Annotated in this window: 29 protein-coding genes and 1 tRNA gene; 20 read left to right on the top strand and 10 right to left on the bottom strand. The window is 64.3% G+C overall.

The window, feature by feature from the left end:
• Nucleotides 1-166: 166 nt before the first annotated feature.
• The 3 genes from AB7531_RS40095 to AB7531_RS40085 form a co-directional block, all read right to left on the bottom strand.
• On the bottom strand, nucleotides 167-949 hold the full coding sequence (locus AB7531_RS40095; protein WP_063985897.1) for an alpha/beta fold hydrolase: 783 nt from the start codon (nucleotides 947-949) through the stop codon (nucleotides 167-169).
• Nucleotides 950-953: 4 nt separating this feature from the next.
• Entirely contained in the window at nucleotides 954-2,249 is a 1,296-nt protein-coding gene (locus AB7531_RS40090) for an O-acetylhomoserine aminocarboxypropyltransferase (RefSeq protein ID WP_063985896.1), read from the bottom strand.
• An 81-nt stretch (nucleotides 2,250-2,330) separates the two neighbouring features.
• Complete coding sequence (locus AB7531_RS40085) at nucleotides 2,331-3,131, bottom strand: IclR family transcriptional regulator (protein ID WP_063985895.1); 801 nt, start codon at nucleotides 3,129-3,131, stop codon at nucleotides 2,331-2,333.
• Nucleotides 3,132-3,260: 129 nt separating this feature from the next.
• Here AB7531_RS40085 and AB7531_RS40080 point away from each other — a divergent pair, with 129 nt between their 5' ends.
• Genes AB7531_RS40080 through AB7531_RS40055 form a run of 6 tightly spaced genes read left to right on the top strand, consistent with a single transcriptional unit; the run spans nucleotide 3,261 to nucleotide 7,877 of the window.
• On the top strand, nucleotides 3,261-4,226 hold the full coding sequence (locus tag AB7531_RS40080; protein ID WP_063985894.1) for a Bug family tripartite tricarboxylate transporter substrate binding protein: 966 nt from the start codon (nucleotides 3,261-3,263) through the stop codon (nucleotides 4,224-4,226).
• Nucleotides 4,227-4,229: 3 nt separating this feature from the next.
• Entirely contained in the window at nucleotides 4,230-4,847 is a 618-nt protein-coding gene (locus AB7531_RS40075; protein WP_063985893.1) for a flavin reductase family protein, read from the top strand.
• A 55-nt stretch (nucleotides 4,848-4,902) separates the two neighbouring features.
• Complete coding sequence (locus AB7531_RS40070; protein WP_441280265.1) at nucleotides 4,903-5,763, top strand: fumarylacetoacetate hydrolase family protein; 861 nt, start codon at nucleotides 4,903-4,905, stop codon at nucleotides 5,761-5,763.
• Between the two features lie 3 nt (nucleotides 5,764-5,766).
• Nucleotides 5,767-6,570, top strand: coding sequence for a 2-oxo-hept-4-ene-1,7-dioate hydratase (gene hpaH / locus AB7531_RS40065; protein ID WP_063985891.1), 804 nt, complete (start codon nucleotides 5,767-5,769; stop codon nucleotides 6,568-6,570).
• 25 nt (nucleotides 6,571-6,595) lie between these two features.
• On the top strand, nucleotides 6,596-6,988 hold the full coding sequence (locus AB7531_RS40060) for a RidA family protein (protein ID WP_063985890.1): 393 nt from the start codon (nucleotides 6,596-6,598) through the stop codon (nucleotides 6,986-6,988).
• 13 nt (nucleotides 6,989-7,001) lie between these two features.
• A complete protein-coding gene (locus AB7531_RS40055; RefSeq protein WP_063985889.1) occupies nucleotides 7,002-7,877 on the top strand; it encodes an amidohydrolase family protein in 876 nt (291 codons plus the stop codon).
• A 218-nt stretch (nucleotides 7,878-8,095) separates the two neighbouring features.
• Here the strand turns inward: AB7531_RS40055 and AB7531_RS40050 are convergent, their stop codons facing one another.
• The 3 genes from AB7531_RS40050 to AB7531_RS40040 form a co-directional block, all read right to left on the bottom strand.
• Complete coding sequence (locus AB7531_RS40050) at nucleotides 8,096-9,103, bottom strand: LLM class flavin-dependent oxidoreductase (RefSeq protein WP_063985888.1); 1,008 nt, start codon at nucleotides 9,101-9,103, stop codon at nucleotides 8,096-8,098.
• A 309-nt stretch (nucleotides 9,104-9,412) separates the two neighbouring features.
• On the bottom strand, nucleotides 9,413-9,631 hold the full coding sequence (locus AB7531_RS40045) for a hypothetical protein (RefSeq protein WP_028151408.1): 219 nt from the start codon (nucleotides 9,629-9,631) through the stop codon (nucleotides 9,413-9,415).
• Nucleotides 9,632-9,689: 58 nt separating this feature from the next.
• Nucleotides 9,690-9,857: a hypothetical protein gene (locus tag AB7531_RS40040; RefSeq protein WP_231143679.1), complete on the bottom strand. Its 168-nt coding sequence runs from the start codon at nucleotides 9,855-9,857 to the stop codon at nucleotides 9,690-9,692.
• 170 nt (nucleotides 9,858-10,027) lie between these two features.
• On the opposite strand from AB7531_RS40040, the gene AB7531_RS40035 reads away from it, so the two are divergent.
• Together AB7531_RS40035 and AB7531_RS40030 are read left to right on the top strand one after the other, a co-directional pair.
• Nucleotides 10,028-10,267 carry a hypothetical protein gene (locus AB7531_RS40035; protein ID WP_063985887.1) on the top strand — a complete coding sequence of 80 codons (240 nt, stop codon included), beginning with the start codon at nucleotides 10,028-10,030 and terminating at the stop codon, nucleotides 10,265-10,267.
• The gene (locus tag AB7531_RS40030; protein WP_063985886.1) at nucleotides 10,264-10,713 is read left to right on the top strand and encodes a DUF3085 domain-containing protein; all 450 of its coding nucleotides are present in this window, start codon (nucleotides 10,264-10,266) and stop codon (nucleotides 10,711-10,713) included. Before AB7531_RS40035 ends, AB7531_RS40030 begins: the two co-directional genes overlap by 4 nt.
• Nucleotides 10,714-10,726: 13 nt before the next feature.
• Here AB7531_RS40030 and AB7531_RS40025 read toward each other — a convergent pair whose 3' ends face one another.
• Nucleotides 10,727-12,490, bottom strand: coding sequence for a SulP family inorganic anion transporter (locus AB7531_RS40025; protein WP_231143678.1), 1,764 nt, complete (start codon nucleotides 12,488-12,490; stop codon nucleotides 10,727-10,729).
• A gap of 371 nt (nucleotides 12,491-12,861) precedes the next feature.
• Here AB7531_RS40025 and AB7531_RS40020 point away from each other — a divergent pair, with 371 nt between their 5' ends.
• From AB7531_RS40020 to AB7531_RS40010, 3 genes are all read left to right on the top strand, one after another.
• The gene (locus tag AB7531_RS40020; protein WP_063985884.1) at nucleotides 12,862-13,350 is read left to right on the top strand and encodes a hypothetical protein; all 489 of its coding nucleotides are present in this window, start codon (nucleotides 12,862-12,864) and stop codon (nucleotides 13,348-13,350) included.
• 11 nt (nucleotides 13,351-13,361) lie between these two features.
• Entirely contained in the window at nucleotides 13,362-14,000 is a 639-nt protein-coding gene (locus AB7531_RS40015) for a ferric reductase-like transmembrane domain-containing protein (RefSeq protein ID WP_063985883.1), read from the top strand.
• Nucleotides 14,001-14,196: 196 nt separating this feature from the next.
• Nucleotides 14,197-14,685, top strand: coding sequence for a cyclic nucleotide-binding domain-containing protein (locus AB7531_RS40010; RefSeq protein WP_063985882.1), 489 nt, complete (start codon nucleotides 14,197-14,199; stop codon nucleotides 14,683-14,685).
• 96 nt (nucleotides 14,686-14,781) lie between these two features.
• Here AB7531_RS40010 and AB7531_RS40005 read toward each other — a convergent pair whose 3' ends face one another.
• Nucleotides 14,782-15,273 carry a septal ring lytic transglycosylase RlpA family protein gene (locus AB7531_RS40005; protein WP_094184040.1) on the bottom strand — a complete coding sequence of 164 codons (492 nt, stop codon included), beginning with the start codon at nucleotides 15,271-15,273 and terminating at the stop codon, nucleotides 14,782-14,784.
• A gap of 1,102 nt (nucleotides 15,274-16,375) precedes the next feature.
• On the opposite strand from AB7531_RS40005, the gene AB7531_RS40000 reads away from it, so the two are divergent.
• On the top strand, nucleotides 16,376-17,395 hold the full coding sequence (locus AB7531_RS40000; protein ID WP_245328497.1) for an outer membrane protein: 1,020 nt from the start codon (nucleotides 16,376-16,378) through the stop codon (nucleotides 17,393-17,395).
• A 100-nt stretch (nucleotides 17,396-17,495) separates the two neighbouring features.
• Here AB7531_RS40000 and AB7531_RS39995 read toward each other — a convergent pair.
• Nucleotides 17,496-17,570 (bottom strand) — tRNA-Thr (locus AB7531_RS39995).
• A gap of 317 nt (nucleotides 17,571-17,887) precedes the next feature.
• Here AB7531_RS39995 and AB7531_RS39990 point away from each other — a divergent pair.
• The 5 genes from AB7531_RS39990 (at nucleotide 17,888) to AB7531_RS39970 (ending at nucleotide 21,967) form a co-directional block, all read left to right on the top strand.
• Nucleotides 17,888-18,076 (top strand): hypothetical protein, encoded by a 189-nt coding sequence (locus AB7531_RS39990; RefSeq protein WP_063985880.1) that lies wholly within the window; start codon nucleotides 17,888-17,890, stop codon nucleotides 18,074-18,076.
• Between the two features lie 40 nt (nucleotides 18,077-18,116).
• Nucleotides 18,117-19,823 carry an FAD-dependent oxidoreductase gene (locus AB7531_RS39985; RefSeq protein ID WP_063985879.1) on the top strand — a complete coding sequence of 569 codons (1,707 nt, stop codon included), beginning with the start codon at nucleotides 18,117-18,119 and terminating at the stop codon, nucleotides 19,821-19,823.
• 126 nt (nucleotides 19,824-19,949) lie between these two features.
• Nucleotides 19,950-20,258, top strand: a complete 309-nt coding sequence (locus AB7531_RS39980; protein WP_063985878.1) for an EthD family reductase — start codon at nucleotides 19,950-19,952, stop codon at nucleotides 20,256-20,258.
• A 260-nt stretch (nucleotides 20,259-20,518) separates the two neighbouring features.
• Nucleotides 20,519-21,028 (top strand): hypothetical protein, encoded by a 510-nt coding sequence (locus AB7531_RS39975; protein WP_028151419.1) that lies wholly within the window; start codon nucleotides 20,519-20,521, stop codon nucleotides 21,026-21,028.
• Nucleotides 21,029-21,142: 114 nt separating this feature from the next.
• Nucleotides 21,143-21,967 (top strand): alpha/beta fold hydrolase, encoded by an 825-nt coding sequence (locus AB7531_RS39970; protein WP_028151420.1) that lies wholly within the window; start codon nucleotides 21,143-21,145, stop codon nucleotides 21,965-21,967.
• A gap of 200 nt (nucleotides 21,968-22,167) precedes the next feature.
• On the opposite strand, the gene AB7531_RS39965 is transcribed toward AB7531_RS39970, so the two are convergent.
• Nucleotides 22,168-22,821, bottom strand: a complete 654-nt coding sequence (locus AB7531_RS39965) for a TetR/AcrR family transcriptional regulator (RefSeq protein ID WP_063985877.1) — start codon at nucleotides 22,819-22,821, stop codon at nucleotides 22,168-22,170.
• 84 nt (nucleotides 22,822-22,905) lie between these two features.
• Here AB7531_RS39965 and AB7531_RS39960 point away from each other — a divergent pair, with 84 nt between their 5' ends.
• The 3 genes from AB7531_RS39960 to AB7531_RS39950 all read left to right on the top strand — a co-directional run bounded on the left by AB7531_RS39960 (nucleotide 22,906) and on the right by AB7531_RS39950 (nucleotide 25,061).
• Nucleotides 22,906-23,844: an SDR family oxidoreductase gene (locus AB7531_RS39960; protein ID WP_063985876.1), complete on the top strand. Its 939-nt coding sequence runs from the start codon at nucleotides 22,906-22,908 to the stop codon at nucleotides 23,842-23,844.
• Nucleotides 23,845-23,870: 26 nt separating this feature from the next.
• Entirely contained in the window at nucleotides 23,871-24,530 is a 660-nt protein-coding gene (locus AB7531_RS39955) for an NAD(P)H-binding protein (protein ID WP_063986740.1), read from the top strand.
• An 81-nt stretch (nucleotides 24,531-24,611) separates the two neighbouring features.
• Nucleotides 24,612-25,061, top strand: coding sequence for a DUF2948 family protein (locus AB7531_RS39950; RefSeq protein ID WP_063986739.1), 450 nt, complete (start codon nucleotides 24,612-24,614; stop codon nucleotides 25,059-25,061).
• Nucleotides 25,062-25,164: the final 103 nt, after the last annotated feature.

Here is a 25,164-nt window from a genome sequence, read left to right as displayed (position 1 = left end):
TCATGCCCGGGCTTGTCCCGCCTGCGCGGCCGAAGCTGCTTCGGCGAGGCGAAGGCCCGGGCATCCACGTACTTCGCGCGCGCGGCCAGGCGTGGATGGCCGGGACTAGCCCGGCCATGCCGCCCGTGGCGGCTATCTGCGTCCAAACTTTCAAGTCGGATGCGGCTCAGCCCCTCAACGCCGCCAGCAATTCATCCGGGCGCTCGGCCATGATCATGTGGCCCGCGCCCGGCACCACGACGGTCTTCGCATGCGGGATCGCCGTGGCGAGCGCCTTGCCCGCCTTCGCCGGCGTCATCATGTCGCGTTCGCCGAGGATGAGGGTAGCAGGCACTTTCACGCTCGCCGCAGCGGTGAGTGCATTCGCGTAATCATTGCAGGCCGACAAATCCCTGAACAGCACGCCGGGCTCGCAAGACTTCAGCACCGCCTGCGCGCCGCCATGCATCCACAGGCCCGGCGCGAGGCTGCCGCCGAGCTCGGCGTTGAAGCCGAGGCCCCAAATCGACACCATGTCGTTGGCGTCCTGCGAGTTGGCTTCGGCCGCTTTCAGGAGATCCGGGCCGACTGTCATGGTCGCGGCGGTGCCGATCAGGCTCAGCGCGGAGACCTTGTCGGGATGACGCGCCGCCGTCTCCAGTGAGATCAGCGATCCCATGGAATGGCCGATCAGGTGCGCCTTCGCCACGCCGGCCGCGGCGAGCAATGCCGCCGTCCAATCCGCCATCTCGGCGATCGTTGACAGCGAAGGTCCGGCCGAGCGGCCGTGGCCGGGCAGATCGGGCGCCAGCACGGAAAATCCGTGATGGGCGAACCAGCGCGTATGCAGTGCCCAGGTCGAGTGATCGAAGCCGGCGCCGTGGATGAAGGCGACCGCGGGCAGGGACTTGTCGAACTCGCGGCCGCCGTTTGCGACAAACACCTCGGCGCCGTTGACAGTGAGCTTCATGGTGTCAGACCTTTTGCGAGATGCGCAGCGCCTGCGCAAGATCGTCGATGATGTCGCTTGCCGTCTCGATGCCGACCGACAGCCGCACCAGCTCCTCGCCGATGCCGGCGGCCTTGAGCTGTTCGGCATCCATCTGCTGATGCGTGGTCGAGGCCGGGTGGATCACCAGCGTCTTGGCATCGCCGACATTGGCGAGATGGCTGATCATGCGCAGCGCTTCGATGAATTTTCGGCCGGCGGGTCGCCCGCCCTTGATGCCGAAGGAGACGATTGAGCCGGCGCCGCGCGGCAGCAGCGTTTTTGCGAGCTGATAGTCGGTGTGGTCCTCCAGCGAGGGATGCAGGACCCAATCGACGGCCTTGTTCGACTTCAGCGCCTCCAGCACCAGATGTGTGTTCTGGATATGCCGGTCCATGCGCACGCCGAGCGTCTCCACGCCCTGCAAGAGCTGGAACGCGTTGGTCGGGGACAGGCAGGCGCCGAAATCGCGCAGGCCTTCGGTGCGCGCGCGCATGATGAAGGCGCTCGTGCCGAACTGTTCGTCGAAGACGATGCCGTGATAACCGCCATAGGGCTCGGTCAGCACGCCGAATTTGCCGGAGCCGCGCCAGTCGAACCGGCCGCCGTCGACGATGGCGCCGCCGATCGCGATGCCGTGGCCGCCGATCCACTTCGTCGCCGAATGCATCACGATGTCGGCGCCAAGCTCGATGGGGCGGCTGAGATAGGGCGTGGCAAACGTATTGTCGATCAGCAGCGGAATCTTTGCCTCATGCGCGATTCCCGCGACCTTCGGGATATCGAGCACTTCGAGCCCGGGATTGCCGATGGTCTCGCCGATCACGAGTTTCGTGTTCGGCTTGATCGCCGCGCGGAACGCGTCGAGGTCGCGCGGCTTGACGAAGGTCGTGGTGATGCCGAAGCGGGGCAGCGTGTGCGCCAGCAAATTGATGGTGCCACCATAGAGCGAGCTCGACGCCACGATATGGTCGCCGGCATTCAAGAGCGTCGCGATGGCCAGATGCAGCGCGGCCATGCCGCTCGCAGTGCAGATCGCGCCGACGCCGCCTTCGAGCGCCGCGAGCCGCTCCTCCAGCACACCGGTGGTCGGATTGGAGATGCGCGTATAGATGTGGCCGGCGCGCTCCAGATTGAACAGCGCGGCGGCGTGGTCGGAATCCTGGAACACGTAGGACGTGGTCTGGTAGATCGGCACCGCGCGGGCGCCGGTCGCGGGATCCGGATGCTGGCCCGCATGCAGGCTCAGGGTCTCGAAGGCAGGCGGTTTCGGCGCGGGCATGCGTGGCCTCGTTGGTCGGTCGGCGGAGGCGGCTCTTGTGCCACAAAATGGTGCGCGAAGTCAGCCCATTGACAGCGCCGCCTAACCCCGGATCGCCTGCTCGATCGTGCGCGCCTCCCGCAGCAGGATCTCCACGACTTCCTGCTCGCGGCGGGGGCCGAGCCTCGTCCGAACGGCGGAGACCGTCATCGCCGCGGCAGGCTGTCCGTCCGGGGTCTTGATCCAGGTGGAGATCGATTTCGTGCCCTGCACGAGGCCGATCTCCCTCATGCCGTACCCCAGCCGTCTCGCGGCGGTGACCTGGCCGAGCACCGACGCGACGTCGGTCCGGTAGGCCTCGAATCGCTTCTCGTTGGCCGCGACGATTTTTCGCGCGTCCTGAGCCGGCATCGCGGCGAGGATGGCGACGCCTGCGCTGCTGACGCCGAGCGGCCGCCGCGCGCCGACCTCGATCGACAGCACCTGGATCGGATAGATTCCGATCCTGCGATCGACGCACAGCGTGTCGTTGCCGGTCCGCACCGTCAGGAACAGCGTGTCGCCGATCTCGGTGGAGGCACGCCGCAGCGACGGATTTGCCGCGACCAGCAGCCGCGACGGCCGCGGGCGCGCAAGTGCGAGCTCCGGCACCTGGTTGCCGATCGCGTAGCGGCCGGTTCGCTCGTAACGTTCGACGATGCCTTCCTCGATCAGCACGTGGACGATGCGATGCACGGTCGGGCGGGTGAGGCCCGTCGCGCGCACGACCTCGGCCAGCGGCACGCCGTCTTCGCGCCCTGCGGCAAGAATACGCAGCACCGCGAGCGCGCGCCGGATGGTCTGCGCGCCCTGTCGCGGCTCTGCCGTTCCGCGGGCGGATCTTGCGGAGTTCGTCTTGTCCATATTATGGACAAGAACGCCACAATTCTCTCGACAGGTAAAGCGCTCATCTGGAGATTGCGCCGCGATCGAGCGCCATGCGCGACGTCACGGCACTCGATATGGAATTGGAAGCGCCGCCGGGAGGTTAACATGAGATTAATCTGGATTGCCATAGCTGCCGCAGCCGCGATGCTGGCGGGACCCGCATCGGGCCAGCAATGGCCGGCGCGCAGCGTCAAGCTGATCGTGCCCTATCCGGCCGGCGGCAATGTCGACAGCGCCGCGCGCATCGTCGCCGACAAGCTCCAGGAAAAGCTCGGCCAGCCCTTCATCATCGAGAACAAGGCCGGCGCCGGCGGCATGATCGCGGGCGAAGCCTTCGCGAAATCCGCGCCCGACGGCTACACGCTGTTCGTCGGCGCCAACGGCCCGGTACTGTTCGCGACCGAGATCAACAAGCGCGAGGCCTATAACTGGAAGAAGGATTTTCTTCCGATCTCGACGATCTCGATGACGCCGCTGGTGCTCGAAGTGCACCCGTCCGTGCAGGCCACGACGTTCAAGGAATTCATCGAACTCGCCAAGCGCGAGCCCGGCAAGCTGACGATGGCCTCGCCCGGCCCCGGCACCACCAACCATCTGCTCAGCGAGCTGATGCAGTCGAGCCTCGACCTGCAATGGGTCACCGCGCATTACCGCGGCAACGCGCCGGCGATCAACGATCTCCTGGGCGGCCAGGTGCAGTTCGCATTCGACCAGCTCACGGTCAGCCTCCAGCACATCAAGGCCGGCCTGTTCCGCGCGCTCGCCGTCACCAGCCCGCACCGCCTGAAGTCGTTGCCTGATGTCCCGACCTTCACCGAGCTCGGCTACAAGGATTTCGACGGCCAGACTTTTACGGGCCTGTTCGCGCCTGCCGGCACGCCGGCGCCGGTCGTCGACAAACTTCACGAGACGCTGGTTGCGATCCTGAAAGATCCCGGTGTGATCGACAAGTTCGAAAAGCTTGGCGGAGAATCCACCCCGATGACGTCGGACGAGTTCAAGGCCTATCTCGCGCGCGAGGACGCCAAGTGGATTCCGGTCGTGCGCAAGGCCAACATCAAGGCTGACTGAGCGATGCGGATCGACCCCACCGAGCTCGGCGCGGAGCGCATCTACCGGCTGATGACCGGCATCGTGGTGCCGCGCCCGATCGCGTGGGTCACGAGCCTGTCGCGCTCGGGCGTGCTCAACCTCGCCCCCTTCAGCGCCTTCACCTTCGTCTCGCAGAAGCCGCCGATGCTCGCCATCAGCGTCGGCCGCAAAGGTGCCGACTACAAGGACACCGCGCACAACATCCTCGACACCGAGGAATATGTGATCCACATCGCCGATACCCCGCTGATGTCCGCGGTGCACGACAGCTCGGTCGAGCATCCGCCTGAAATCAGCGAGGTCGAGCATCTCGGGCTGGAGACGATCGCGAGCGAGTGTATCAAGGTGCCGCGGCTTGCCGCAGCACCCGTCGCGATGGAGTGCCGTTTCCGGCTGTGCCTCGAATTCGGCGAGGCTCGCAGCCGGCTCATCGTCGGCGAGGTCGTGATGTTCCACATCCGCGACGGCCTCGTGAACGACGGCAAGGTCGAGACCGCGGCGCTCGACCCGATCGCGCGCATCGGCGGGCCCCGCTACGCGCGCCTCGGTGAGATCGTGACGCTGAACACCGTCTTCCAGACGCCCAAATCCAAAGACTGAGCGCGCAGCCCATCGCGCCGGCCTATGTGCCTGAAGACCATCGGAGAACACGACAATGCGACTCGTAAGCTATCTCTTGGACGGAGAGCTGCGCTATGGCGCGGCGGTGGATGGCGGTGTCGTCGATCTGACCAGGCGGATCGGCCGCGACTTCTCCGACGTGAAAGCGTTGATTGCAGCCAACGCGCTGGCCGATGCGCAGGAAGCGGTGGCCGGACAAAAACCCGACTACGCGCTGGAAAGCCTCGTCCTGCTTCCGCCGGTGCTGGCGCCGGAAAAGCTCTGGTGCATCGGCGTCAACTACGCCGAACGCAATGCCGAGTATAAAGACAGCTCGGACCTGCCCAAATATCCCAGCCTGTTCGTGCGCAGCATCTCGTCGATGACCGGCGCCGGCCAGCCGCTCGAGAAGCCTCATGTATCTGAGCAGCTCGACTACGAGGGCGAGCTCGTCATCGTGATCGGCCAGGGCGGCCGCCACATTCCGCGCGACAAAGCCTGGTCGCACATCTTCGGCATGACCCTGTGCAATGAGGGCACGATCCGCGACTGGCTGCGCCACGGCAAGTTCAACGTCACCCAGGGCAAGAATTTCGATCGCTCCGGCAGCATCGGGCCGTGGATCGTCACGTCTGACGAGCTCGATCCGCGCGGGCCTCATGACATCATCACGCGCGTCAACGGCGAGGTGCGGCAGCAGGACACGACCGAGCGGCTGCTGTTCCCGTTCGATTTCCTGATCTCCTATCTCTCCACTTTCGCCACCCTGAAGCCCGGCGACATGATTGTAACAGGCACGCCGACGGGCGCGGGCGCGCGTTTCGATCCGCCGCGCTGGCTTAGGGTGGGCGACGTCGTCGAGGTCGAGTCGAGTCGTATCGGCGTTCTGCGCAACACCGTCGCCGCGGAGCAGTAAGCCATGCTCGATACCGCCACGATCGAACGCCTCGCCGCGCGCCTGGATGAGGCCGAGCGCAGCAAGACGCTGATCCCGATGTTCTCGAAGGAGTATCCCGATTTCGCCATCGAGGATGCCTACGCCATCCAGCGCGCCTGGACGAAACTGCAGCTCGGCCGCGGCCGTGTTATCAAGGGACACAAGATCGGCCTGACCTTGAAGGCGATGCAGAACGCGGTCGGCATCTCCGAGCCCGATTACGGCGTGCTGTTCGCCGACATGTTCTATGCCGACGCCACGCCCATTCCGTTTGACCGCTTTCACGCGCCGCGCATCGAGGTCGAGCTCGCCTTCGTGCTGAAGGCGCCGCTGCGCGGACCTGACTGCACCATCTTCGACGTGCTCAACGCCACCGACTACGTCACGCCTGCGCTCGAAATCCTGGAGACGCGCATGCATCGCATCGATCCCGAGACCGGCAAAACGCGGAAGGTGATGGACACGATCTCGGACAACGCGGCCAACGCCGCGCTGGTGCTCGGCGGCCGGCCGTTCCGCCCGATGGATGCGGATTTGCGCTGGATCGGCGCGCTGCTGTTCCGCAACGGCGAGGTCGAGGAGACTGGGCTTGCGGCCGGCGTGCTCAATCATCCCGCCAACGGCATCGCCTGGCTCGCCAACCGTCTTGCGCCGCATGACGAACATCTCGCGGCCGGCGAGGTGGTGCTGGCGGGATCGTTCACCCGTCCCGTCGACATCCGGCGCGGCGACACGTTCCATGCCGACTATGGCGCGTTCGGCTCGGTGTCGTGCCAGTTCGTCTGAATCAACACATAAGAGGGAGCGCATCATGACGGGTCAAACGCGGCGCAAGAGCATCCACATCGGCGGCTTCAAGCACGCCAACCCGATTCCCAACGCCTGCCGCATCGGCAATCTCGTGATGTCCGGTGTCATCCTCGGCCGTGATGCGGCCGGCGTGATGCCTGCGAGCCTGGACGCGCAATGCGCCAACATGTTCGCGCATATGAAGGCGACGGTGGAAGCCGCCGGCGGCACCACGGACGACATCATCAAGATGACGGTGTGGCTGAAGGACCGTACACACCGCGGCCCGGTCAATGTCGAGTGGCTAAAAATGTTTCCGGACGAGCATTCGCGCCCGGCGCGTCACGCGCTGCCGATGGACAATATGGACGGCGGCGCGCTGGTGCAGTGCGACTTCACCGCCGTGATCGACTGAGGGAGCTTTGCGCATGCCGACTTATCTGCCGTTCGACCCGAACCCCCGTCGCCCGGTCAGGGCGCCGCCGCCGAAGACTGTCGACAGCCAGTTTCACGTGCTGGGGCCCATCGACAAATATCCGGAACGCCCCGGCGCTGCCTATCGGATGCCGAGCGCGACCTGGGAAGCAGCGCTGCGCGTGCACAAGACGCTCGGCATCGAGCGCGGCATCATCGTGCAGACCACGACCTATGGTGCGGATCATTCCGTCGTACTCGACGGTCTTGCGGCGATGGGCCCGAACTATCGCGGCTGCGCCAACGCACTGGTGTTCGCGGAAGCGAGCGACTCGTATCTTTCCAAGCTGCATGACGCGGGTGTGCGCGGCGCGCGCTTCAGTTTCCGCCAGGAGCTCGGCGCCGTGCTGTCGGACGCCGATTTCGCCCGCGCCATCGCGCGCATCCGCGAGCTCGGCTGGTACGTGAAGATCCAGCCCGAGAAGGACGGCATCGTCTCCAGCGTCGCCAAGTACGAGAATCTCGACGTCCCCGTGCTGATCGACCACATGGCGCGGCCCGTGCCCTCGAATGGCCGGGATGATCCGAACCTGCGCAAGATGCTGGAGCTGCTCGAGAAGGGCAATTTCTGGGTCATGCTGTCGCTCGGCGAGAAGACCTCGCAGGCCGGCCCGCCCTATGACGACGTGATCCCGATCGCGCGCGCCTATATCGAGGCCGCAATCGACCGCTGCGTCTGGGCCAGCGACTGGCCGCATCCCGTCTCCGTCAAGCAGCCGCCCAACGACGCCGACCTGCTAGAGCTGATGTACCGCTACGCGCCCGACCAGGCCGAGCTGGAGAAGATCCTCGTGCACAATCCGGCAAAGCTGTTCGGCTTTCCGGACTAGCAAGACCCTCATGGTGAGGAGCGCGGTACGCGCGTCTCGAACCATGCAGGCCCGGCTGTCGCCCGAGGCCATCCTTCGAGACGCCCGCCTTTGGCGGGCTCCTCAGGATGAGGTCTCGTATCGTGGCAAAGTCTTAGACCCTCATGCTGAGGAGCCGCTAGCGGCAGACGTCTCGCCCCATGAAGGCCGGGCGCTTTCACAGCCTCCAATTCTGGCGCTCACACCGCCGGCCGTGCCGCCAGCCGGTCGCGCACCCCGGCTGCGATTTCGAACGAGCGCAGCCGCGCGGCGTGGTCGTAGATCTGGCCCGTCGTCATCAGCTCGTCCGCGCCGGTCTCGGCGATCAGCGCCTTCAGCTTCTCCTCGACAGTTTCGGGCGAGCCGACGGCGGAGCAGGACAGCGACTGGCCAACCATGGCCTTCTCGGCCGGTGACCACAGCGCGTCCATGTCGTCGACCGGCGGCGGCAGCGGGCCGGGCGTGCCGCGGCGCAGATTGATGAACTGCTGTTGGAGGGAGGAGAACATCCTCTGCGCCTCCGCGTCGCTCTCGGCGGCGAACACGTTGACGCCGACCATCGCATAGGGCTTGTCGAGCTGCGCCGACGGCTCGAAGCGCGCCCGATATTCGCGCAGCGCCGGCATCATCATTTGAGGCGCGAAGTGCGAGGCGAACGCGAATGGCAGCCCGAGCATCGCGGCAAGCTGCGCGCCAAAGGTGCTCGATCCCAGGATCCAGAGCGGCACTTTCGTCCCAAAGCCGGGCACGGCGCGGATCGACTGGTTCGGCTGGACATCACCGAGCAGCGCCTGCAACTCCAGCACGTCGTGCGGAAAGTTTTCGGAGCTCGTGGCGAGGTCGCGCCGCAATGCCCGCGCGGTGAACTGATCGGTGCCCGGCGCGCGGCCGAGCCCGAGATCGATCCGCCCGGGATAGAGCGACTCCAGCGTGCCGAACTGCTCGGCGATGACCAGCGGCGAATGGTTCGGCAGCATGATCCCGCCGGACCCGACCCGGATCGTCCTAGTCCCGCCCGCGACATGCCCGATCACCACCGACGTCGCCGCGCTCGCGATGCCCGTCATGTTGTGATGCTCGGCGAGCCAGAACCGCTTGTAGCCCCAGGTCTCGGCATGCTGGGCGAGGTCGAGCGAGTTGCGGAACGCCTGCGCCGCATCGCCACCTCTTCGGATGGGAGCGAGGTCGAGCACGGAGAAGGGGATCATGTTTGGCGTACCGGGTGGGAGTGCGATGTGCGCTGCGGCCTCACATGTAGTGGCTTATTATGGAAATGTTAGCGCGGCCGTAGCGCGCAAATGCAATCCAAATCTGCTGTGCTAACGTCAGAGACGATGTAGCGGGCCAGGATTCACCTTTTGCTTCTCAAGAGCGAAATCGTCCTCCGTTTACTAGTTTTGGCTCCATCTCGTGAATTGTTCTGCCGTTCCTATTCCACGTCTCTGGCGTCGAGGGACGAACCTCCATGATTGTCGGTTCGGTCGAGATGTGGCCGGCACTTTTCCCGTTGGCGGCAGCTACAGCAAGCCGCGCTTGTGCTGGATGATGATGATAACGCGAATGATGCAGTCCGATACTGACTCGCCGGGCCGCCGTGCCTTGTGCAGCATTTGCCACGTCACCTCATCGATCTGTATCTGCCATTTGCCGCTTGCCAGGCGTTGTCCGGTATCGTCGGACGGGAACTCGGCCGCAATCAGAGCGCGGCACTCGTCGGTGATTTCAATTTCCGGCATTGTTGGTCGTTCTCGCGGACGGTGTGCTCGCGTGCAGCCCTCGCCCGATCCGGAGAGATCAGCCAGTTAAATCGCGGTAACTACCGATCCAGCCGAAGCCGATGCCGATCGTCCTGACCATGGACGAGGAGCGCGACATCTGGACGCAGTCGCGGTAGGGCGCTGCGGCGCCACCAGTGGATGCCTGCTGAATATTGAGGGATGCGGCGCTGACAAGAAGGATCATTCAATGGCTTGGGTCTCGTTCGCGCAGCCGTGACGCTTGAGTCGTCGGGCTCCCGTCGTCGCCGGACATTGCCGATCCTTCACAACCTTAATGCGATTTAACGAGGTTTCCGTAAGCGGTGTGGGTAAACCGCGAGTCGCGGGGGCGTCCTCCAGACACGAGATGACGCCGTGAAGTTTGACGAACAGGAACGCACCGCGCTGACGGACGCTGGGTTTTCCGTCGCCGACAACAGCAAAGCTGCCTACGTCGAAGCCGTCGTGGTGATCGCCGCATACGACGCCGAAACCTATTGGCTGACGTTCGCCCTGCCGAATGATGCCCAGATCGTGTGCGTTGTGCCACGCGACCAGATTGCCGACGCGATCGCAACTCGTAACTACGCAGCTCGGCGGAACCCACTTCAGTGAAGCTGACCTTCCCTCATGCAAGGCTGAAGGCGCTCTGGAACGAGGCCGTCCGGCAATGGCCGGTTTCGGTGCGAGCCATGAACGGTCGAGATTCACCCGGTTTCTGGCTTGTCGGTGGCCAAGGCATCTATCTCGTGCATAACGGCGCCAGGCCTCGGGGCAGCGTGACTCTGGCCTACGCAAACGAATGCGACCCGCTCAGGGTGCCGGTCCAAAGTTGGTTGGGTATCAAGCGCGCCATCTTCGGCGATAACGATGGGAGGGAATTCATCGATCTGGTGATGATCGGCACTGCCGTCGATGCCGGCGCCGACCTCGAGGTGACCTTCGAGCCCGACGCGATGACGGTGGCTGTCGTCGAAAAAGGGACGGCGAGCATACGACTGCAATCGCTGCGCATCCGGGACAAAAATGACACCACGTCAGGACGCAGTTGTCGGGTTTGAGTCTGAATCTCGGCTAAGGACCAGACGCGGTATCTTGGCCCGCTACTCTCTCCAAGCCCTGCACATCGTCGTCCTCCCAGTCCTCCCGGTCCTCCCATTCCACGTTGTTGGTTTCGAGATAGCGGGCGACGGCTACGCCGATTGTCGGGAAGAAGTAATTCTCTCCAAGCTGCGCGAAGAGGCCAAATCTTTTCAGCTTGTCCTTCACGGGATCTTTGAGTTCGGCAAAACAAAACTCTATGCCTTGCGCGTGCAACGATCGGTCCAGTTCGGCAACCACGTCGCAGGCGGTGACGTCTACGCTCGTGACCGGCTCCGCGGCAACAACTAGCCAACGCACGGGTGTTGGCGATGTCGCTACGGCATCCAGGACGCGTTCCCTGAAGAATTCGGCGTTGGCAAAAAACAGAGGTGCATCCCAGCGAAACAGGACCAGCCCGGGGACCCGGCGCGCATCCGGATATCGTGTGATGTCGTGATAGCCTTTGACGCCGTAGGCGCGCCCCAATACGGCGGAGTGTGGGCGCCAACCGTCCCACAGGAACTCGATGATAGCGATTGCGATCGCAAGACCAATTCCTGGAATGACTCCGAGCACTGCTACACCGACAAAGCAGACGATGGCCAGCCAGAATTCCCACCGTTGAATGCGATAGATTCGTTTGAGGTCGGCAACTTCAATCAAGCCAATCGCCGATGCGATAACGACGGCGGCTAATGCGGCGGTGGGTAAATGTTGGAGCAGGCTCGGCGCGACCAGGAGGAGCAACGCGATGGCAAGCGCGCCTACGACGCTGGTGAGTTGAGTGCGGGCACCGGCGGCTTCCGCAACGGGTGTCCGTGAACTACTGCTGCTGATCGGGAAGCCCTGGAAAAATCCCGTCGCCAGATTGGCGGCACCGAGCCCGACCATCTCTTGGTTGGGATCGACCCGAGACCCCAATCGCGCAGCATAGGCACGTGAAAGTACGCTCGTATCGGCAAACGAAACCATCGCTACTGCACAACCGCCGATCAGCACCGGCACGAGGTCGCTGGAGGTGATCCATGGGACAACGAAACCCGGCAGGCCCTGGGGAAGGGGGCCCAGCACCTTGACGCCGTATTGCGTCCCGAGATCAAGCACCCCGACGACGAGCGTAGCCCCAACGACCGCAATCAGAAGGCCCGGTACCCGCTTGTTGTTCCTGAGAAGCAGGATCACGATCAACGTGGCGAGGCCAATCGCGAACGCGACCCAGTTTATCTGCCCCCCAAGGATCGCGCTGACAATCGCCCACAGGCTTCGCAGTGGCCCCTCGCTCTCGATGGAAAAGCCGAAGAGCTTGGGCAGCTGGCTGATCAATACGGTCAGGGCAATTCCGTTCATATACCCGTAGCGTATCGGCTTCGAGAGAAGCTCGGTGATAAAGCCAAGGCGCGCGACGCCTGCCAGGATACAGACCGTCCCTGAGACAATCGCCATCATGCCCGCGAGTGTCACGGCCCGCAGGGGATCGCCCTGAGCCAAGGGAGCGATGACTCCAAGGAGTATTGCCGCCAGCGCCGAGTCCGGGCCAAGGACGAGAATGCGGCTTGGGCCGAACAGCGCGTAGGCCAGCAGCGGCACGATCGTTGCGTACAAACCGTAGATGCCCGGCAGGCCCGATGCAGCTGCATAGGCAATGCCGACCGGGACCAGCATTGTCGCCAGGACGATGCCGGCGAAGATATCGTGCGGAAGCCATGCTGCTTCATATTGACGGAGAGTGTCGAGTCCGGGCAACCAGCGCTTCATTGATGGTTTCTCCCAGCCCGCATTGAGCAAGTTTGCCCCGCATGATGTGTTGGACCGATCAGGCTATTACGCCCGCAGCAGGCTGAACAGTGGCCCGGCGCTATGGCCGAAGCAGCACAGCGGGCCATGGGTGCCAGCCGGCACCAAGTCTTCCCTGCGCCCTCTTCACGGACGAGGGGGAAGGACCAAAACCGAACTCGGGCGTTCCATGCCGCGAGAATGGCGTTCGTTCGCGGCTGTTTGAGTGGCCTGTGCCTCCGTTCACAACCCTGTTATTGCGACCTGGTGCGCCCGTTGTCTCAACTGGGCGTTTTGCGCCTGTTGTTGTACCCTTGGTGAAACTGCTGCTGGGGTCGCGAGGAGGAACTGACATGACCATGGTCGTACTCAACCGACGCTATCTCCTCGCCGCCGGCGGCTCGGTCCTGGCGGCCGGGGTGTCCGGGCTCCTGTTGCCGGCCCGTGCCGAAGGCCTCGCACCGACCGAGTCGATGTCGGGTGGCGCGAACAACTACCGCAAGGGCGCGGCGATCGTGGACCGGATCGGCAAGGGCGGCTTCTGGATGAGCGGCACCGTTCGCCGCGCAGGCGACGGGGCTCCACTTGCCGGGCAGCGCATCCAGATCTGGGCGCACACGACCGAAGGGCAGGAGCACGAACCGCAAAGTCATGGCGCCACGCTCACCGACAAGGACGGCAAGTTCCGGCTCGAGATGCCGCAGATCATTCCGATCTTCGGCCAGCCGCATGGTCACCTCGCCTATGACAGCGGTGAGTTCAAGACCGTCTTTCTGCGGCCGGTGATGCGGAGCGCGAAGGAGACGAGCCTGGAAGCGCACTTCGTCCTGCAGACGGCCTGACCGGGTTGCGAATGAAGGGGTGGAGACTGGCCCGGGTGATCCTGATCTGGGTTGCCCTTGCTTCGGCCATTGGCGTGCCGATCGTCGCGGCAGCGGGAAGCGAGCAGCTCGCATGGCGCGGTCCGCTCTACGTCGTGGCCGGGTTTGCGGGAATTGTTGCCCTCGGCCTCGTGCTCGTTCAGCCCCTGCTGATCGGCGGATATCTGCCGGGATTCCCGGCTTATCGCGGACGGCGTGCGCATCACTGGATCGGCGGTACGCTGGTCGCAGCGATCGTGATCCATGTCGTTGGCCTCTGGATCACCAGTCCGCCCGACATGATCGACGCGCTGACCTTCTCATCGCCGACGCCGTTCTCTCCCTTTGGCGTGACCGCGATGTGGGCCATCTTCGCGGTCGCGCTCTTGGCCGCCCTGCGTCGGCGATTGGGACTGCGACCACGAACCTGGCGCTTCATTCACATGCCGCTGGCGATCGTCATCGTCGCAGGCAGCGTGGTCCATTGCCTGCTGATCGAGGGGACGATGGAGACGATCTCTAAGGCGGCACTCTGCGCGCTCGTCCTCGCGGCAACCGTAAAAGTCATGATCGACCTGCAGGTGTGGCGAAAGCGAAGGACCTTGCGCGGCGAGAGCACTGCGCCGCAGTGACATGGCCGCGCGTAGCGCATAGTAGAGCGAAGCGAAACCCATCGCACTTTGTCTGCGCGGAAGCATGATGGGTTTCGCAAGCGCTCTACCATCCTACGAAACTTTTGCTGACCGCCTTGTTCAAACACGTTCGGCGTCGTCAGCGCCGATCTCCGCTCCGCTTGCCGCAGATTGCGACGGGGCGTATCCTAGCGTGATGGTTGTCAGTGCCCCCGAGCTGAAAACGTTCCTGCTCGCGACGCCGTTCTTCGGCGGTCTTCCGGACCCGAGCCTCGACCTGCTGATTTCGATGCTGGTCGAGTGCCGCTTTGATGCCGGCGCGACCGTCGTGGCGGAAGGCGAGCCGGGACGCTCGCTGTTCATCGTCAAATCCGGCCGGCTGGCGGTGAGCAAGCAGGCGAACTCGGGGAGCGTCATCCCGATTTCCGTTCTGGAGGCTGGCGATTTCTTCGGTGAAATGACGCTGATTGAAATGCAGAATCGCTCCGCCACGGTGGTCGCGGAGAGTCCGACGGTGCTGTACGAGCTGACGGCGCAAAAGCTCTACGCTTGCTACAAGGCCGATATCCACGCCTATGTGATCGTCCTGCAGAACGTCAATCGAGAGCTATGCCGGCGGCTGCGCCGTGCCGACGATCGCCTCACCGGACACCAGGCGGACGAAGACGAAACCCCCGCGAGATGACTGTGCTTCTCTGCGCCGCCGCAAGTTCGCTCCGCGGCTGACGGTCCCGGATTACGCTCGCGCTCCATCCGGGCCACGCCACTTCGCGTGGGACGTTCAGCCCACCGGTCCCGGGATCCAATCGTCCCCTGAAAGTGGGATCACTCTTACGCCAACAATGACTCCGAGTTCCAGGCTTGGATCGAAATGGCGCATCGTCCGCTCGTTGAGGTCGATGATGCGGCCAGGCCTCAATGGCCCCACGTCATTTATCTTGACGATGACCTTCTTGCCGACGGCCTCGACGAGGGCATATTTCGGCCTCGCGCCAAATTGGACCCCACCAAATTTCCCGCGCAAATTCGTCTTGATGGCAGCCGCCCAGACAGAGGGATCATAGCGCTCGCCGGAGGCTGTGTTCGGACCGCCCTCTTCCTTGCCGGGCTTGAACGGATTGTACATGGATGCGGCGCCAACGATCGCCTCCCCGGAGGCGGCATCGACGACGGCGCTTGAGTGAACTTCACACGCTTCACTTCGATCAACGGGAACAGAAACGGCAAGCGCAACCAGGGCGCCGCAAATTGCGGCGCTCGAGCGGAACAGCATTATAACTCCTGTGATTTTTTCGATCGTCCGGTTCCGACACCGCAAGCATGGTCAAGCGAACGCGGAAGCGTTCACGAACTTGCACCAGTGCTTTGCGGATTCGAGCCAACCCCTGGCTACGGAACCGATGTGCGAACCAGAGCGGTCCGCACGCAGTGTTTTAGGTTGTCCCCGACTAAGACAGAGAATGCGTCAGCAGCATGACCTGATGGAACCTGCGGTGAGTGACACATGCGATGTCGCCACAAGCCGACACGCTCGCGCTAATTGATACGTCGGGCAAAACACCCGCCGCTCGCACAAACCCGTCAATCCTCTTCAGTAAAAATATTCCACTTTACCGAAATTCGGAATTACGGCATTCTCTCCGTCATCCCGCCCCGAGAAGAGGGGCGATCGTACGTCGTCACGAACGTGGGCCGGGGTGCGGTGGACGCGGCAGTGCCGGGCACGCGAATGCGGGACCAGGGCGAGATGAACCTCGTGAGGGCCTTGACTGCGTGCGGGACGGACGGCGCCTGTGTCCGGCGAAGCCCTTGGGCGGAGCTGGATCGCTGCGTACGGCGAAAACGCGTGGTCCTGACCGTCGTTGCTACGGTCAAGCCTTGCGGAGATGGATCGGGGCTCTACCGGGTTTCGAGGCATCGCCAATTCGCGAGGTGACGGAGGCCAGAAGGAACTCGGCTCCGGGGAGAGCGCGCATAAACCGTCAGACCATCGCGCAGGGAAGGCCGGGTGTTTTTCCGGCCCACCTGTTTCCCGCCTGCGCATTTGCGTGTGCAAATTCCTGGCGCAGCGGATCATGGGTGCCAGCCGGCACCCGGCCTTCCCTGCGCCCTCTTCACGGAAGAGGGCGAAAGAGGAGAGCAAAACTCGGGCGTTTCATGCCGCGAGAATGCCGCTTCATGCGTGAATTGAGAATCGTGTTGCCCGATGGGATTGATCGAGACGCGGGGTGCGTGTCGCTCAAAATCCACATGGGTTCGGAATCGCCAGCTTGGGTGCCTCAAACGGTCGCATCCGCGGACGCGATATCTTTGCGATGGCCTGACCAGATTCCATAGTGTCAGCGATGATTTGCAACCGAGGGGCGGGGTATCAAATGACAGCGCGTAAATGTTTCATCGTGGCCGCGGGATTGATGATGGCGAGCGCCGCCCATGCCGAGGACGTTCCCTCCAACGCCGAACTGTTTCGCATGCTGAAGGCGCAGCAGCAGACCATCTCCGAGCTGCGCGCCGAATTGAAGCAGGCCAAACAGGAGCGGCGCACGGTCACTCCGCGAGAGGCGACTGCATCGGCAGCCAAGCCAGCCGGACGCGACGCCGCGAGGGAGACGGTTGCGGTAGCACCGCCCGCGCAGGCTTATGCGATGTACAACAAGGGACCCGCAGTCGCGCCGGCGCGCACCGGCGGTGCCTATGTCGGTGTGTTCGGTGGCGGCGGCAGTCGCGGCGGCACTGACGTCAGCCAGCTCGGCACCGTCTTTTTCGTTGAGGCCGTCGGGGGCCCCTTGGCTGTCGACGCCACAGGGCGGACCAGCAGCGGCGGCGTCGGGTTCGGTGGCGCGCATCTCGGCTATGAATGGTCGTATGGTACGTATCTGCGGCCCGCTTTGGAGATCGAAGGTTTCTATCTGGCAGGTAACCAGCCGCGTGCGACGTTGGTGACCCCCACAGACCGATTTGCAGAGCACTCCTTCGACACGACTTTCCCGACGCGCACCACGGTGCTGCTGGCGAACATGGTTGTCGGCTTCAACACGCCCTATCAAGGCATCACGCCCTATATCGGTGGCGGGATCGGGGCCGCGAACGTCTCCATCAACGGCGCCACGTCCACACAGACCGACCCGGCCGAGCCTGGCATCAACCACGTCAACGCGCGTCCGGACTCCTCAGCCTGGACCTTTGCGGCACAGGCCAAGGCCGGTGCGCGCTTCGCCCTCGGCAACAGCGGCGCTTACCTGTTCGGCGAGTACCGCTATCTGTACGTCGGCGATGTGAATCAGGTTTTCGGCTCCACCGTGAATCCCGCTCATGCTGCGACCAGCCCGTGGACGGCCAGCTTCGGCGGCACATCGCACCATCTCGCAGCCGGCGGCATCGGCTTCGGCTTCTAGCTGAGCTCGATCACTGCGAGAATCGGAGGGGGCGGACGACACGTCCGGCCCCTCCCAGGAGGCAACCGGGCAACGGAAGAAGGCGATTTTCTGAGGAAACTGGTGCTGCCAGACAGGATTGAACTGTCGACCTCTCCATTACCAATGGAGTGCTCTACCACTGAGCTACGGCAGCATGTGCTGGGATAAGAATCGGCCGCCAAGGGGGCCTACCAAGCGGGCCGATATCTGCCACAAGCCCCCCTCCTGTGCAAGCTTGCTAGCTCCGCCAAAACGAGAAAATCGGGTCGATATCGGGGCCAAAATGCCCGTTTTCAGGTGAAAGTACCGACTTTCCGCCGATTTCGGTTCCGATATCCCCGGCCAACTGGCCAGTTGGCCGCGGCATGGCATTCGGCCCATTTTGGATTTCGCACGAACAGTTCGTGAGGGGCCTCTTGAGCTGCCGCATTCTCCGGGCATGTTATCGCGGATCGCTGGTATGGACCGCTGATGGCTGACGAGAACGACAAGAGCACGAGACAGGCGAGGGGGGCGCGGGACGACCGGCTGAAATCGGCGCTGCGCGAAAACCTGAAGCGACGGAAGATGCAGGCGCGCGAACGCGCCGCAATCACCGACCCCTCGCAGAATGACGATGCTTCCCTAGATGAGGGGACCGCCGGCAAGACTGGCGATTGAAGTCTGGCGATTAGAATTTTTGGAGTGCATGGACGTGGCAATGGGGCAGGACGAGCAGCAACGAGACGATGGTGACGCGCAGATGTCGCGGTTCACGCGCCCTGAGCAGACCTTTCCGGCGCTGACATCGGCCGAGATCGAGCGCATGCGGAATTTCGGCGAGGTCCGCACCTACGCTAACGGCGAATTCCTGTTCGAGACCGGCAAGCCCGGGCCGGGCATGTTCGTCGTGCTGAAGGGCCACGTCGCCATCACCCAGCGCGACGGGCTCGGCAATGTCACGCCGCTGATCGACCAGGGGCCGGGGCAATTTCTGGCCGAGCTCAGCCAGCTCTCGGGCCGGCCGGCGCTGGTCGACGGCCGCGCCGAAGGCGAGGTCGAGACGCTGCTGCTGCCGCCGCCCCGCCTGCGCGCGCTGCTGGTCGCCGAGGCCGAGCTCGGCGAGCGCATCATGCGCGCGCTGATCCTGCGCCGGGTCAATCTGCTTCAGGCCGGCGTCGGCGGTGTGGTGCTGATCGGTCCCTCGTATTCGGCCGGCGTGGTGCGCTTGCAGGGCTTCCTCACCCGCAACGGCCAGCCGCATCATCTGCTCGATCCCGAGCGTGACCGCGACGCCGCCGAGGTGATCGCGCGCTATTCGCCGAAGCCGGAAGACTGGCCGCTGGTCGTCGCGGCGAGCGGCGAGGTGCTGCGCAACCCCAGCGAAACCGAGGTTGCGCGCGCGATCGGCATGATCGGCGGCCCCCGCAACGACCGTATCTACGATGTCGCGATCGTCGGCTGCGGACCCGCCGGGCTGGCAACCGCGGTGTATGCCGCCTCCGAAGGGCTCTCGGTTGCCGTGCTCGACACCCGCGCCTTCGGCGGCCAGGCCGGTGCCAGCGCGCGCATCGAAAACTATCTCGGCTTTCCGACCGGCATTTCCGGCCAGGCCCTGACCGCGCGCGCGTTCAACCAGGCGCAGAAGTTCGGCGCCGACATCATGATCCCCGTCACGGTGAAGTCGCTCGACTGCACGCGCCGGGACGGCGCCTTTGCGGTGACGCTCGACGGCAGCGATCCCTTGCGTTCGCGCGCGGTCGTGGTTGCGAGCGGCGCGCGTTATCGCCGCCCCGAGATCGAGAACCTCGACAAGTTCGAGGGCCGCGGCGTCTGGTATTGGGCCTCTCCGGTCGAGGCGCGGCTCTGCGCCGGCGAGGAGGTGGCCCTGGTCGGTGCCGGCAATTCGGCGGGGCAGGCGGCCGTGTTCCTGTCGGGACACGCCAAGAAGGTGCTGATGATCATCCGCGGCGGTGGCCTGGGCGCCAGCATGTCGCGCTATCTCATCGAGCGCATCGAAGCGACACCCAACATCGAATTGATGTTCAACACCGAGATCACCGCGCTCGAGGGCGACGAGGCTTCGCTGCTGCGGCGCATCCGCTGGAAGAGCCGGCTGTCGAGCGATGAAGACTCCGCCGACATCAAGAATCTCTTTTTGTTCGTCGGTGCCGATCCCGCCACCAGCTGGCTCGACGGCTGCGGCGTCACGCTCGATCGCGGCGGCTTCGTCGTGACGGGCGCGCAGTCCGAGCTGAACCAGGGCAAGCTGGTGGCCCCACTGGAGACCTCGGTGCCCGGCGTCTACGCGGTCGGCGACGTCCGCTCCGGCTCGGTCAAGCGCGTCGGCGGCGCCATTGGCGAAGGCGCGCAGGTCGTGGCCTCCCTGCACGGCTATCTCGGCGACGCCGCAAAACCGGCGCTTTAGTCAAGGACAAGACAAGCAGACGGCAAGCGGAATCTCACTTGCCATCTTGCCGTGTCCCACAGACTATCGCCCCGTCGCGAGGCCAATCGCGCGTGGAAGAACAAAAGATTCACAAGGGAGGACTAAATGGCCGAACTCGTCGTGCTCTACAAGACGCCCAAAGACGCCGCCGCCTTCGACAAGCATTATGCCGAGACCCACATTCCGCTCGCGAAGAAACTTCCCGGCCTGAAGAAATACGCCGTCAGCACGGGCGCAGTCGGCTCGCCCGCCGGACCATCGGGCGTCCACCTCGTCGCCATTCTCAGCTTCGACAGCGTGGGCGACATCCAGAAGGCCTTCGGCAGCGAAGCTGGCAAGGCGGCCGCGGGCGACGTGCCGAAATTCGCCAGCGGCGGCGCCGATCTGCTGATCTTCGACACCAAGGAAGTCTGAGCGCGCGCGAAGCGTCTCGCCAAATTCGATTCAACTTTCGTCGAAGACCTGCAAGCTCGTAGCCCGGATTTAGCTTCGCCCCATCCGGGCTACAAACTGCTCTCGTTTGTGACAGCACTGCAAAAAATTCGGTCGTGCGTTTGTCGATTCGCACGACGGCGCATGGCTCCGCACGAGTCTGTGACATCGCGTATGTAGCCATTCGATGAGGACCGTAATATCAATCGCCTGATCTCAATGCAGAGAGTAGGAGAGATGCCGTGGTTCTTGGGTTGAGCCTGCCCGCCTTCACGTTGGTCCATGTCATCATCAGCCTGATCGGCATCGTCGCCGGCCTGGTCGTGATGTTCGGTCTGCTCGGGTCGAAGTCGATGCCGGGCCTCACCGCGATCTTCCTGCTGTTCACGATCCTCACCAGCGTCACCGGCTTCCTGTTTCCGTTCAAGGAGCTGCTGCCCTCGTACATCATCGCCGGCATCTCGCTGGTGCTGCTCGCGATCGCCTGCCTCGCGCTCTACGGAATGAAGCTCAAAGGGGTCTGGCGTCCCGTCTACATCGTGACCGCGATGATCTCGCTCTATTTCAACGTCTTCGTGCTGGTGATCCAGTCGTTCCTGAAGGTGCCGGCGCTCGCCGCGCTCGCGCCTGCCGTGCCGCCGAATCCGCCGGGAGGCCCCGTCTTCGCCGTGGTGCAGGGCATCGTGCTGGTGTTCTTCGTGGTGCTGACCATCGGCGCCTGGCGCCGCTACAAGCCGATGACGTTTGCCTGATCGCACGTTCACGGTCGGTGCGCGGCATCGACCTCGTGACATCGCCCGACCATCTCCGGATTGCCGGCTCGCGTTTTGCGAGCCCCGGATTGATTTTCACTGAAGGAGCCATTCATGCCCACCATCACCACCAAGGACGGCGTCGAGATCTTTTTCAAGGATTGGGGTTCGGGCCAGCCGATCGTGTTCAGCCATGGCTGGCCGCTGTCGGCCGACGACTGGGACACGCAGATGATATTCTTCGCCAATCACGGCTACCGCGTCATCGCTCATGACCGCCGCGGCCACGGCCGCTCCTCGCAGGTCGCCGACGGCCACGACATGGATCACTATGCCGACGATCTCGCGGCGGTGACCGCGCATCTCGACCTCAAGAACGCCATCCATGTCGGCCACTCCACCGGCGGCGGTGAAGTCGTGCACTACATCGCGCGTCACGGTGAGAGCCGGGTGGCGAAGGCTGCGATCCTCTCCGCGGTGCCGCCGCTGATGGTGCAGACGGCGGCCAATCCCGGCGGCCTGCCGAAGAGCGTGTTCGACGATCTCCAGAAGCAGCTCGCCGCCAGCCGCACCGGCTTCTACCGCGACCTCGCTTCCGGTCCTTTCTACGGCTACAACCGTCCCGGCGCAAAGCCGTCGGAAGCGGTGATCCAGAACTGGTGGCGCCAGGGCATGATGGGCGGCGCGAAGGCGCATTACGACGGCATCGTCGCGTTCTCGCAGACCGATTTCACCGAGGACCTGAAGAAGATCAGCGTGCCCGTGCTGGTGATGCACGGCGACGACGACCAGATCGTTCCCTACGCCGATTCCGGCCCGCTGTCGGCCAAGCTGCTGAAGAACGGCACGCTCAAGACCTACAAGGGCTTCCCGCACGGCATGCCGACCACGCACGCCGAAACCATCAACGCGGACCTGCTCGCGTTCTTCAAGGCGTGAGGGACTGATCTCACCCTCCCCTGGAGGGGGAGGGTCGATCGCGCGCAGCGCGAGCGGGGTGGGGTGATCTCTCCCCTCGGGCGCTGTTCGATGCGGAGAGACCGTCACCCCACCCCGTCTCACATTCCGCTGCGCTCCATGTGAGCCGACCCACGGGCGAGCTACGCTCGTCCCGGACCCCTCCAGGGGAGGGTGCGCACTCACTTCAAGATCGCCCTGATCGCATCGAACGTGCGCTTCACGAAAACCTCCGGTTTCTCCCGCACATCTTCGCCGATCCAGTTTTCGCCGCCGACGCGCATCGCGCCGGTGGCGATCATGGCGACGAGCCGTGCCTTCAGCCTGTCCGATTTGGTTTTGGCACGCTGCGAAAGCCCTTCGGCCAGTGCGCGCTCGAGCTTCTCGTATTTGAGCTGGTCGCGCGCGTGAAGCGCGGGATTGTCGCGCTTGAGCCGCGACATTGCCGCGGCTTCCGCCGGGTCGATCCGCCTGACGGCCGCCGCGATCGCATTCTCCGCCGCCGTCAGCATGGTTTCGCCCACTGGCCGCGCCACGACCTCTGCGACCAGCGCGCTTGCTGCGCCCTCCTGCCAGGCGGCGACCACGTCCTCTTTCGACGCGAAGTAGTGGAAGAAGCTGCGGCGTGACACGTCGGCCGCGGTCGCGATGTCGTCGATGGTCGTGGCCTCGAAGCCGCGCTCCAGGAACAGTGCCATCGCCGCGCGGGTCAGCCGCTCGCGGGTCTCTTGCAATTTACGCTGGCGCAGGCCGGGACCATCAGGGGATTTTGCTCCTGCCGGCAATGGCTTGGCGCCTGTCCTGACCGATTTCCCGCCGGGCTTTGAAGCCTTCAAATTATTTCACCTCTTGCAAACTTGCACTCAGTGCACATTTAGACCGGTCGCGGGCCTCATTCCAGCCCCGAACGGAGATACGGCATGACCGACTGGAGCACGGCAGACATCCCCTCCCTCAGCGGCAAGACCGCCGTCGTGACCGGGGCGACGGGCGGCCTCGGCTACGAGACGGCGATGGCGCTGGCGGGCGCCGGTGCCATTGTCATACTCACCGGACGCAACGACGCAAAGGGCCTGCGGGCGATCGAGGGCATTTGCGAGCGGTTTCCCAACGCATTGATCGCCTACGAGCATCTCGATCTCGCCAGTCTCGCCTCCGTCGCCGATTTTACCAGGCGCTTTGCCGCCAGCAACGAGCAGCTCGATCTCCTGATCAACAATGCCGGCGTGATGGCGCTGCCGAAGCGGCAGCAGACGGAGGATGGTTTCGAGATGCAGCTCGGCACCAACTATCTCGGCCATTACGCGCTGACGGCACAGCTGTTGCCGCAGCTTCGCCGCGCGAAAGCGCCGCGCATCGTCAATCTGTCGAGCCTCGCGCACCGCTCCGGCGCGATCAATTTCGACGATCTGCAAAGCAAGCGTTCCTATCGTCCCTGGCGCGCCTATTGCCAGTCCAAGCTGGCGATGCTGATGTTTTCGCTGGAGCTGCAGCGCCACAGCCTCGCCGCCGGCTGGGGCCTGACGAGCCTTGCTGCCCATCCCGGCTACGCGCGGACCGATCTCATTCCGAACGGGCCGGGCGCCGACACCTTCCAGTCGCGTGTCAGCCGTTGGCTCCAGCCTTTCATCAGCCACTCCGCAGCCGAAGGCGCGCTGCCCACGCTGTTCGCGGCGACCTCGCCGGCTGCAGAGCCCGGCGGCTATTGCGGTCCGAACTGGTTCTACGAATTGAAGGGGCCGCCCGCGCCGGCGAAGATCATGCCGCAGGCGAAGGATTTCGCCGCGGCCGCCATGCTGTGGGATGTCTCGGCGACGTTGACCGGTGTATCCTTCGACGAGATCGCGGTCGCCGCATGAGCCGCGGGCCGGGTGGGGACGTCACGATGCAAGTCATCATCTTCGGCGCGACCGGCATGGTCGGGCAGGGCGTATTGCGCGAATGCCTGATCGACACCGGCATCGACCGCGTGCTCGTGGTCGGCCGCAGCCCGACCGGCGTCCGCAATGCGAAGCTCACCGAAATCACGCACGGCGATTTCACCGACTACTCGGCGATCGAAGCGCAGCTCACGGGCTTCGATGCCTGCTTCTTCTGCCTCGGCGTCTCCTCGATCGGCATGAGCGAGGATCGCTATCGCCATCTCACCTACGATCTCACGCTCGCAACGGCGACGACGCTCGCGAAGCTCAATCCGCAGATGACGTTCGTCTACGTCACCGGCGCCGGCACCGATTCCACCGAGCAGGGATCGCGGATGTGGGCGCGGATCAAGGGCAAGACCGAAAACGATCTGCTCAAGCTGCCGTTCCGGGGGGCCTACATGTTCCGCCCCGGGGCGATCCAGCCCCTGCACGGCGCCCGCTCCAAGACCGCCTGGGTGCAGGCCGTGTATGCCGCAACCGGGCCGCTCTGGTCGGCGCTGCGCCGGATCTCGCCGCGGCTCGTCACCTCGACCGAGCAGATGGGCCGCGCCATGATTCGTGTCGCCCGGGAGGGGTATCCGCGGAAGGTGCTGGAGATGGAGGATATCAATAGCCTCTAGCCGGCTAGCCCGTTAGTTTCACGGAAATTTCCGCGTCCGCGCGCGTTGAGCCTTATCGGCCCCCGAGGAGAAATGCCGGCGATGTCTCCCCAGCTCAAACTGATCGCGCTCGACGCCGACGATCTCGCCGTGATCTCGACCCATGTGCAGGACGCCCGCGTCCAGGCCGCCGACATCATCTGGCGGCAAAGCGAGAAGCGGCTGGTGGTCGGGATGAGCCGGCTGGACTGGGAGCAGTCACTGGACGGCGAGGCCGAACCCCGCCGGCTGGTCGCCGCGCTCCGCTTCGACCGCGTGCTCGCCTGCAAGTCGCGCAACATCGACCTCGGCGCGCCGGACGAGGTTCTGGACCTCGTCGGCATCGAGTTTCACTCCCAGGACGGCCGCGACGAGGAGCCCGGCGGCAGCGCCCTGCTGCTGTTCGCCCATGGCGGCGCCATCCGCCTCGACGTCGAATGTCTGGAATGCGAGTTGACCGATCTGGGGGCGGACGCGCTCGGGGCCGGACTGGGCCTCGAGGAGGAGGGGTGAGCTGGCCGGTATACCAGTCAAGCCAGGTCGGGCCGCTGCCGGAACGGCATCTCCCGAGGGTTGACGCAGCTTCCCCGCCGCGCCATTGAGCAGGGGGTCGGGT

The organism is Bradyrhizobium sp. 63_E2_N1_3 (assembly GCF_052076005.1).
Taxonomy (GTDB): domain Bacteria; phylum Pseudomonadota; class Alphaproteobacteria; order Rhizobiales; family Xanthobacteraceae; genus Bradyrhizobium; species Bradyrhizobium barranii.
This window is presented reverse-complemented; position numbering and strand designations above follow the sequence as displayed.

Bases quoted from the DNA above. Each gene is read 5' to 3' on its own strand.
- AB7531_RS39970 (WP_028151420.1), top strand. From the start codon at position 21,143: ATGCCCACCATCACCACCAAGGACGGCGTCGAGATCTTTTTCAAGGAT.
- AB7531_RS40010 (WP_063985882.1), top strand. From the start codon at position 14,197: ATGGTTGTCAGTGCCCCCGAGCTGAAAACGTTCCTGCTCGCGACGCCG.
- AB7531_RS40045 (WP_028151408.1), bottom strand. From the start codon at position 9,631: ATGCCGGAAATTGAAATCACCGACGAGTGCCGCGCTCTGATTGCGGCC.
- AB7531_RS40020 (WP_063985884.1), top strand. From the start codon at position 12,862: ATGACCATGGTCGTACTCAACCGACGCTATCTCCTCGCCGCCGGCGGC.
- AB7531_RS40090 (WP_063985896.1), bottom strand. From the start codon at position 2,249: ATGCCCGCGCCGAAACCGCCTGCCTTCGAGACCCTGAGCCTGCATGCG.
- AB7531_RS40025 (WP_231143678.1), bottom strand. From the start codon at position 12,490: ATGAAGCGCTGGTTGCCCGGACTCGACACTCTCCGTCAATATGAAGCA.
- AB7531_RS40055 (WP_063985889.1), top strand. From the start codon at position 7,002: ATGCCGACTTATCTGCCGTTCGACCCGAACCCCCGTCGCCCGGTCAGG.
- AB7531_RS39950 (WP_063986739.1), top strand. From the start codon at position 24,612: ATGTCTCCCCAGCTCAAACTGATCGCGCTCGACGCCGACGATCTCGCC.
- AB7531_RS39955 (WP_063986740.1), top strand. From the start codon at position 23,871: ATGCAAGTCATCATCTTCGGCGCGACCGGCATGGTCGGGCAGGGCGTA.
- AB7531_RS40095 (WP_063985897.1), bottom strand. From the start codon at position 949: ATGAAGCTCACTGTCAACGGCGCCGAGGTGTTTGTCGCAAACGGCGGC.
- AB7531_RS40070 (WP_441280265.1), top strand. From the start codon at position 4,903: ATGCGACTCGTAAGCTATCTCTTGGACGGAGAGCTGCGCTATGGCGCG.
- AB7531_RS39985 (WP_063985879.1), top strand. From the start codon at position 18,117: ATGGGGCAGGACGAGCAGCAACGAGACGATGGTGACGCGCAGATGTCG.
- AB7531_RS40000 (WP_245328497.1), top strand. From the start codon at position 16,376: ATGACAGCGCGTAAATGTTTCATCGTGGCCGCGGGATTGATGATGGCG.
- AB7531_RS40050 (WP_063985888.1), bottom strand. From the start codon at position 9,103: ATGATCCCCTTCTCCGTGCTCGACCTCGCTCCCATCCGAAGAGGTGGC.
- hpaH (WP_063985891.1), top strand. From the start codon at position 5,767: ATGCTCGATACCGCCACGATCGAACGCCTCGCCGCGCGCCTGGATGAG.
- AB7531_RS40015 (WP_063985883.1), top strand. From the start codon at position 13,362: ATGAAGGGGTGGAGACTGGCCCGGGTGATCCTGATCTGGGTTGCCCTT.
- AB7531_RS39980 (WP_063985878.1), top strand. From the start codon at position 19,950: ATGGCCGAACTCGTCGTGCTCTACAAGACGCCCAAAGACGCCGCCGCC.
- AB7531_RS39990 (WP_063985880.1), top strand. From the start codon at position 17,888: ATGGCTGACGAGAACGACAAGAGCACGAGACAGGCGAGGGGGGCGCGG.
- AB7531_RS40040 (WP_231143679.1), bottom strand. From the start codon at position 9,857: ATGATCCTTCTTGTCAGCGCCGCATCCCTCAATATTCAGCAGGCATCC.
- AB7531_RS40060 (WP_063985890.1), top strand. From the start codon at position 6,596: ATGACGGGTCAAACGCGGCGCAAGAGCATCCACATCGGCGGCTTCAAG.
- AB7531_RS40085 (WP_063985895.1), bottom strand. From the start codon at position 3,131: ATGGACAAGACGAACTCCGCAAGATCCGCCCGCGGAACGGCAGAGCCG.
- AB7531_RS40005 (WP_094184040.1), bottom strand. From the start codon at position 15,273: ATGCTGTTCCGCTCGAGCGCCGCAATTTGCGGCGCCCTGGTTGCGCTT.
- AB7531_RS40075 (WP_063985893.1), top strand. From the start codon at position 4,230: ATGCGGATCGACCCCACCGAGCTCGGCGCGGAGCGCATCTACCGGCTG.
- AB7531_RS40080 (WP_063985894.1), top strand. From the start codon at position 3,261: ATGAGATTAATCTGGATTGCCATAGCTGCCGCAGCCGCGATGCTGGCG.
- AB7531_RS39960 (WP_063985876.1), top strand. From the start codon at position 22,906: ATGACCGACTGGAGCACGGCAGACATCCCCTCCCTCAGCGGCAAGACC.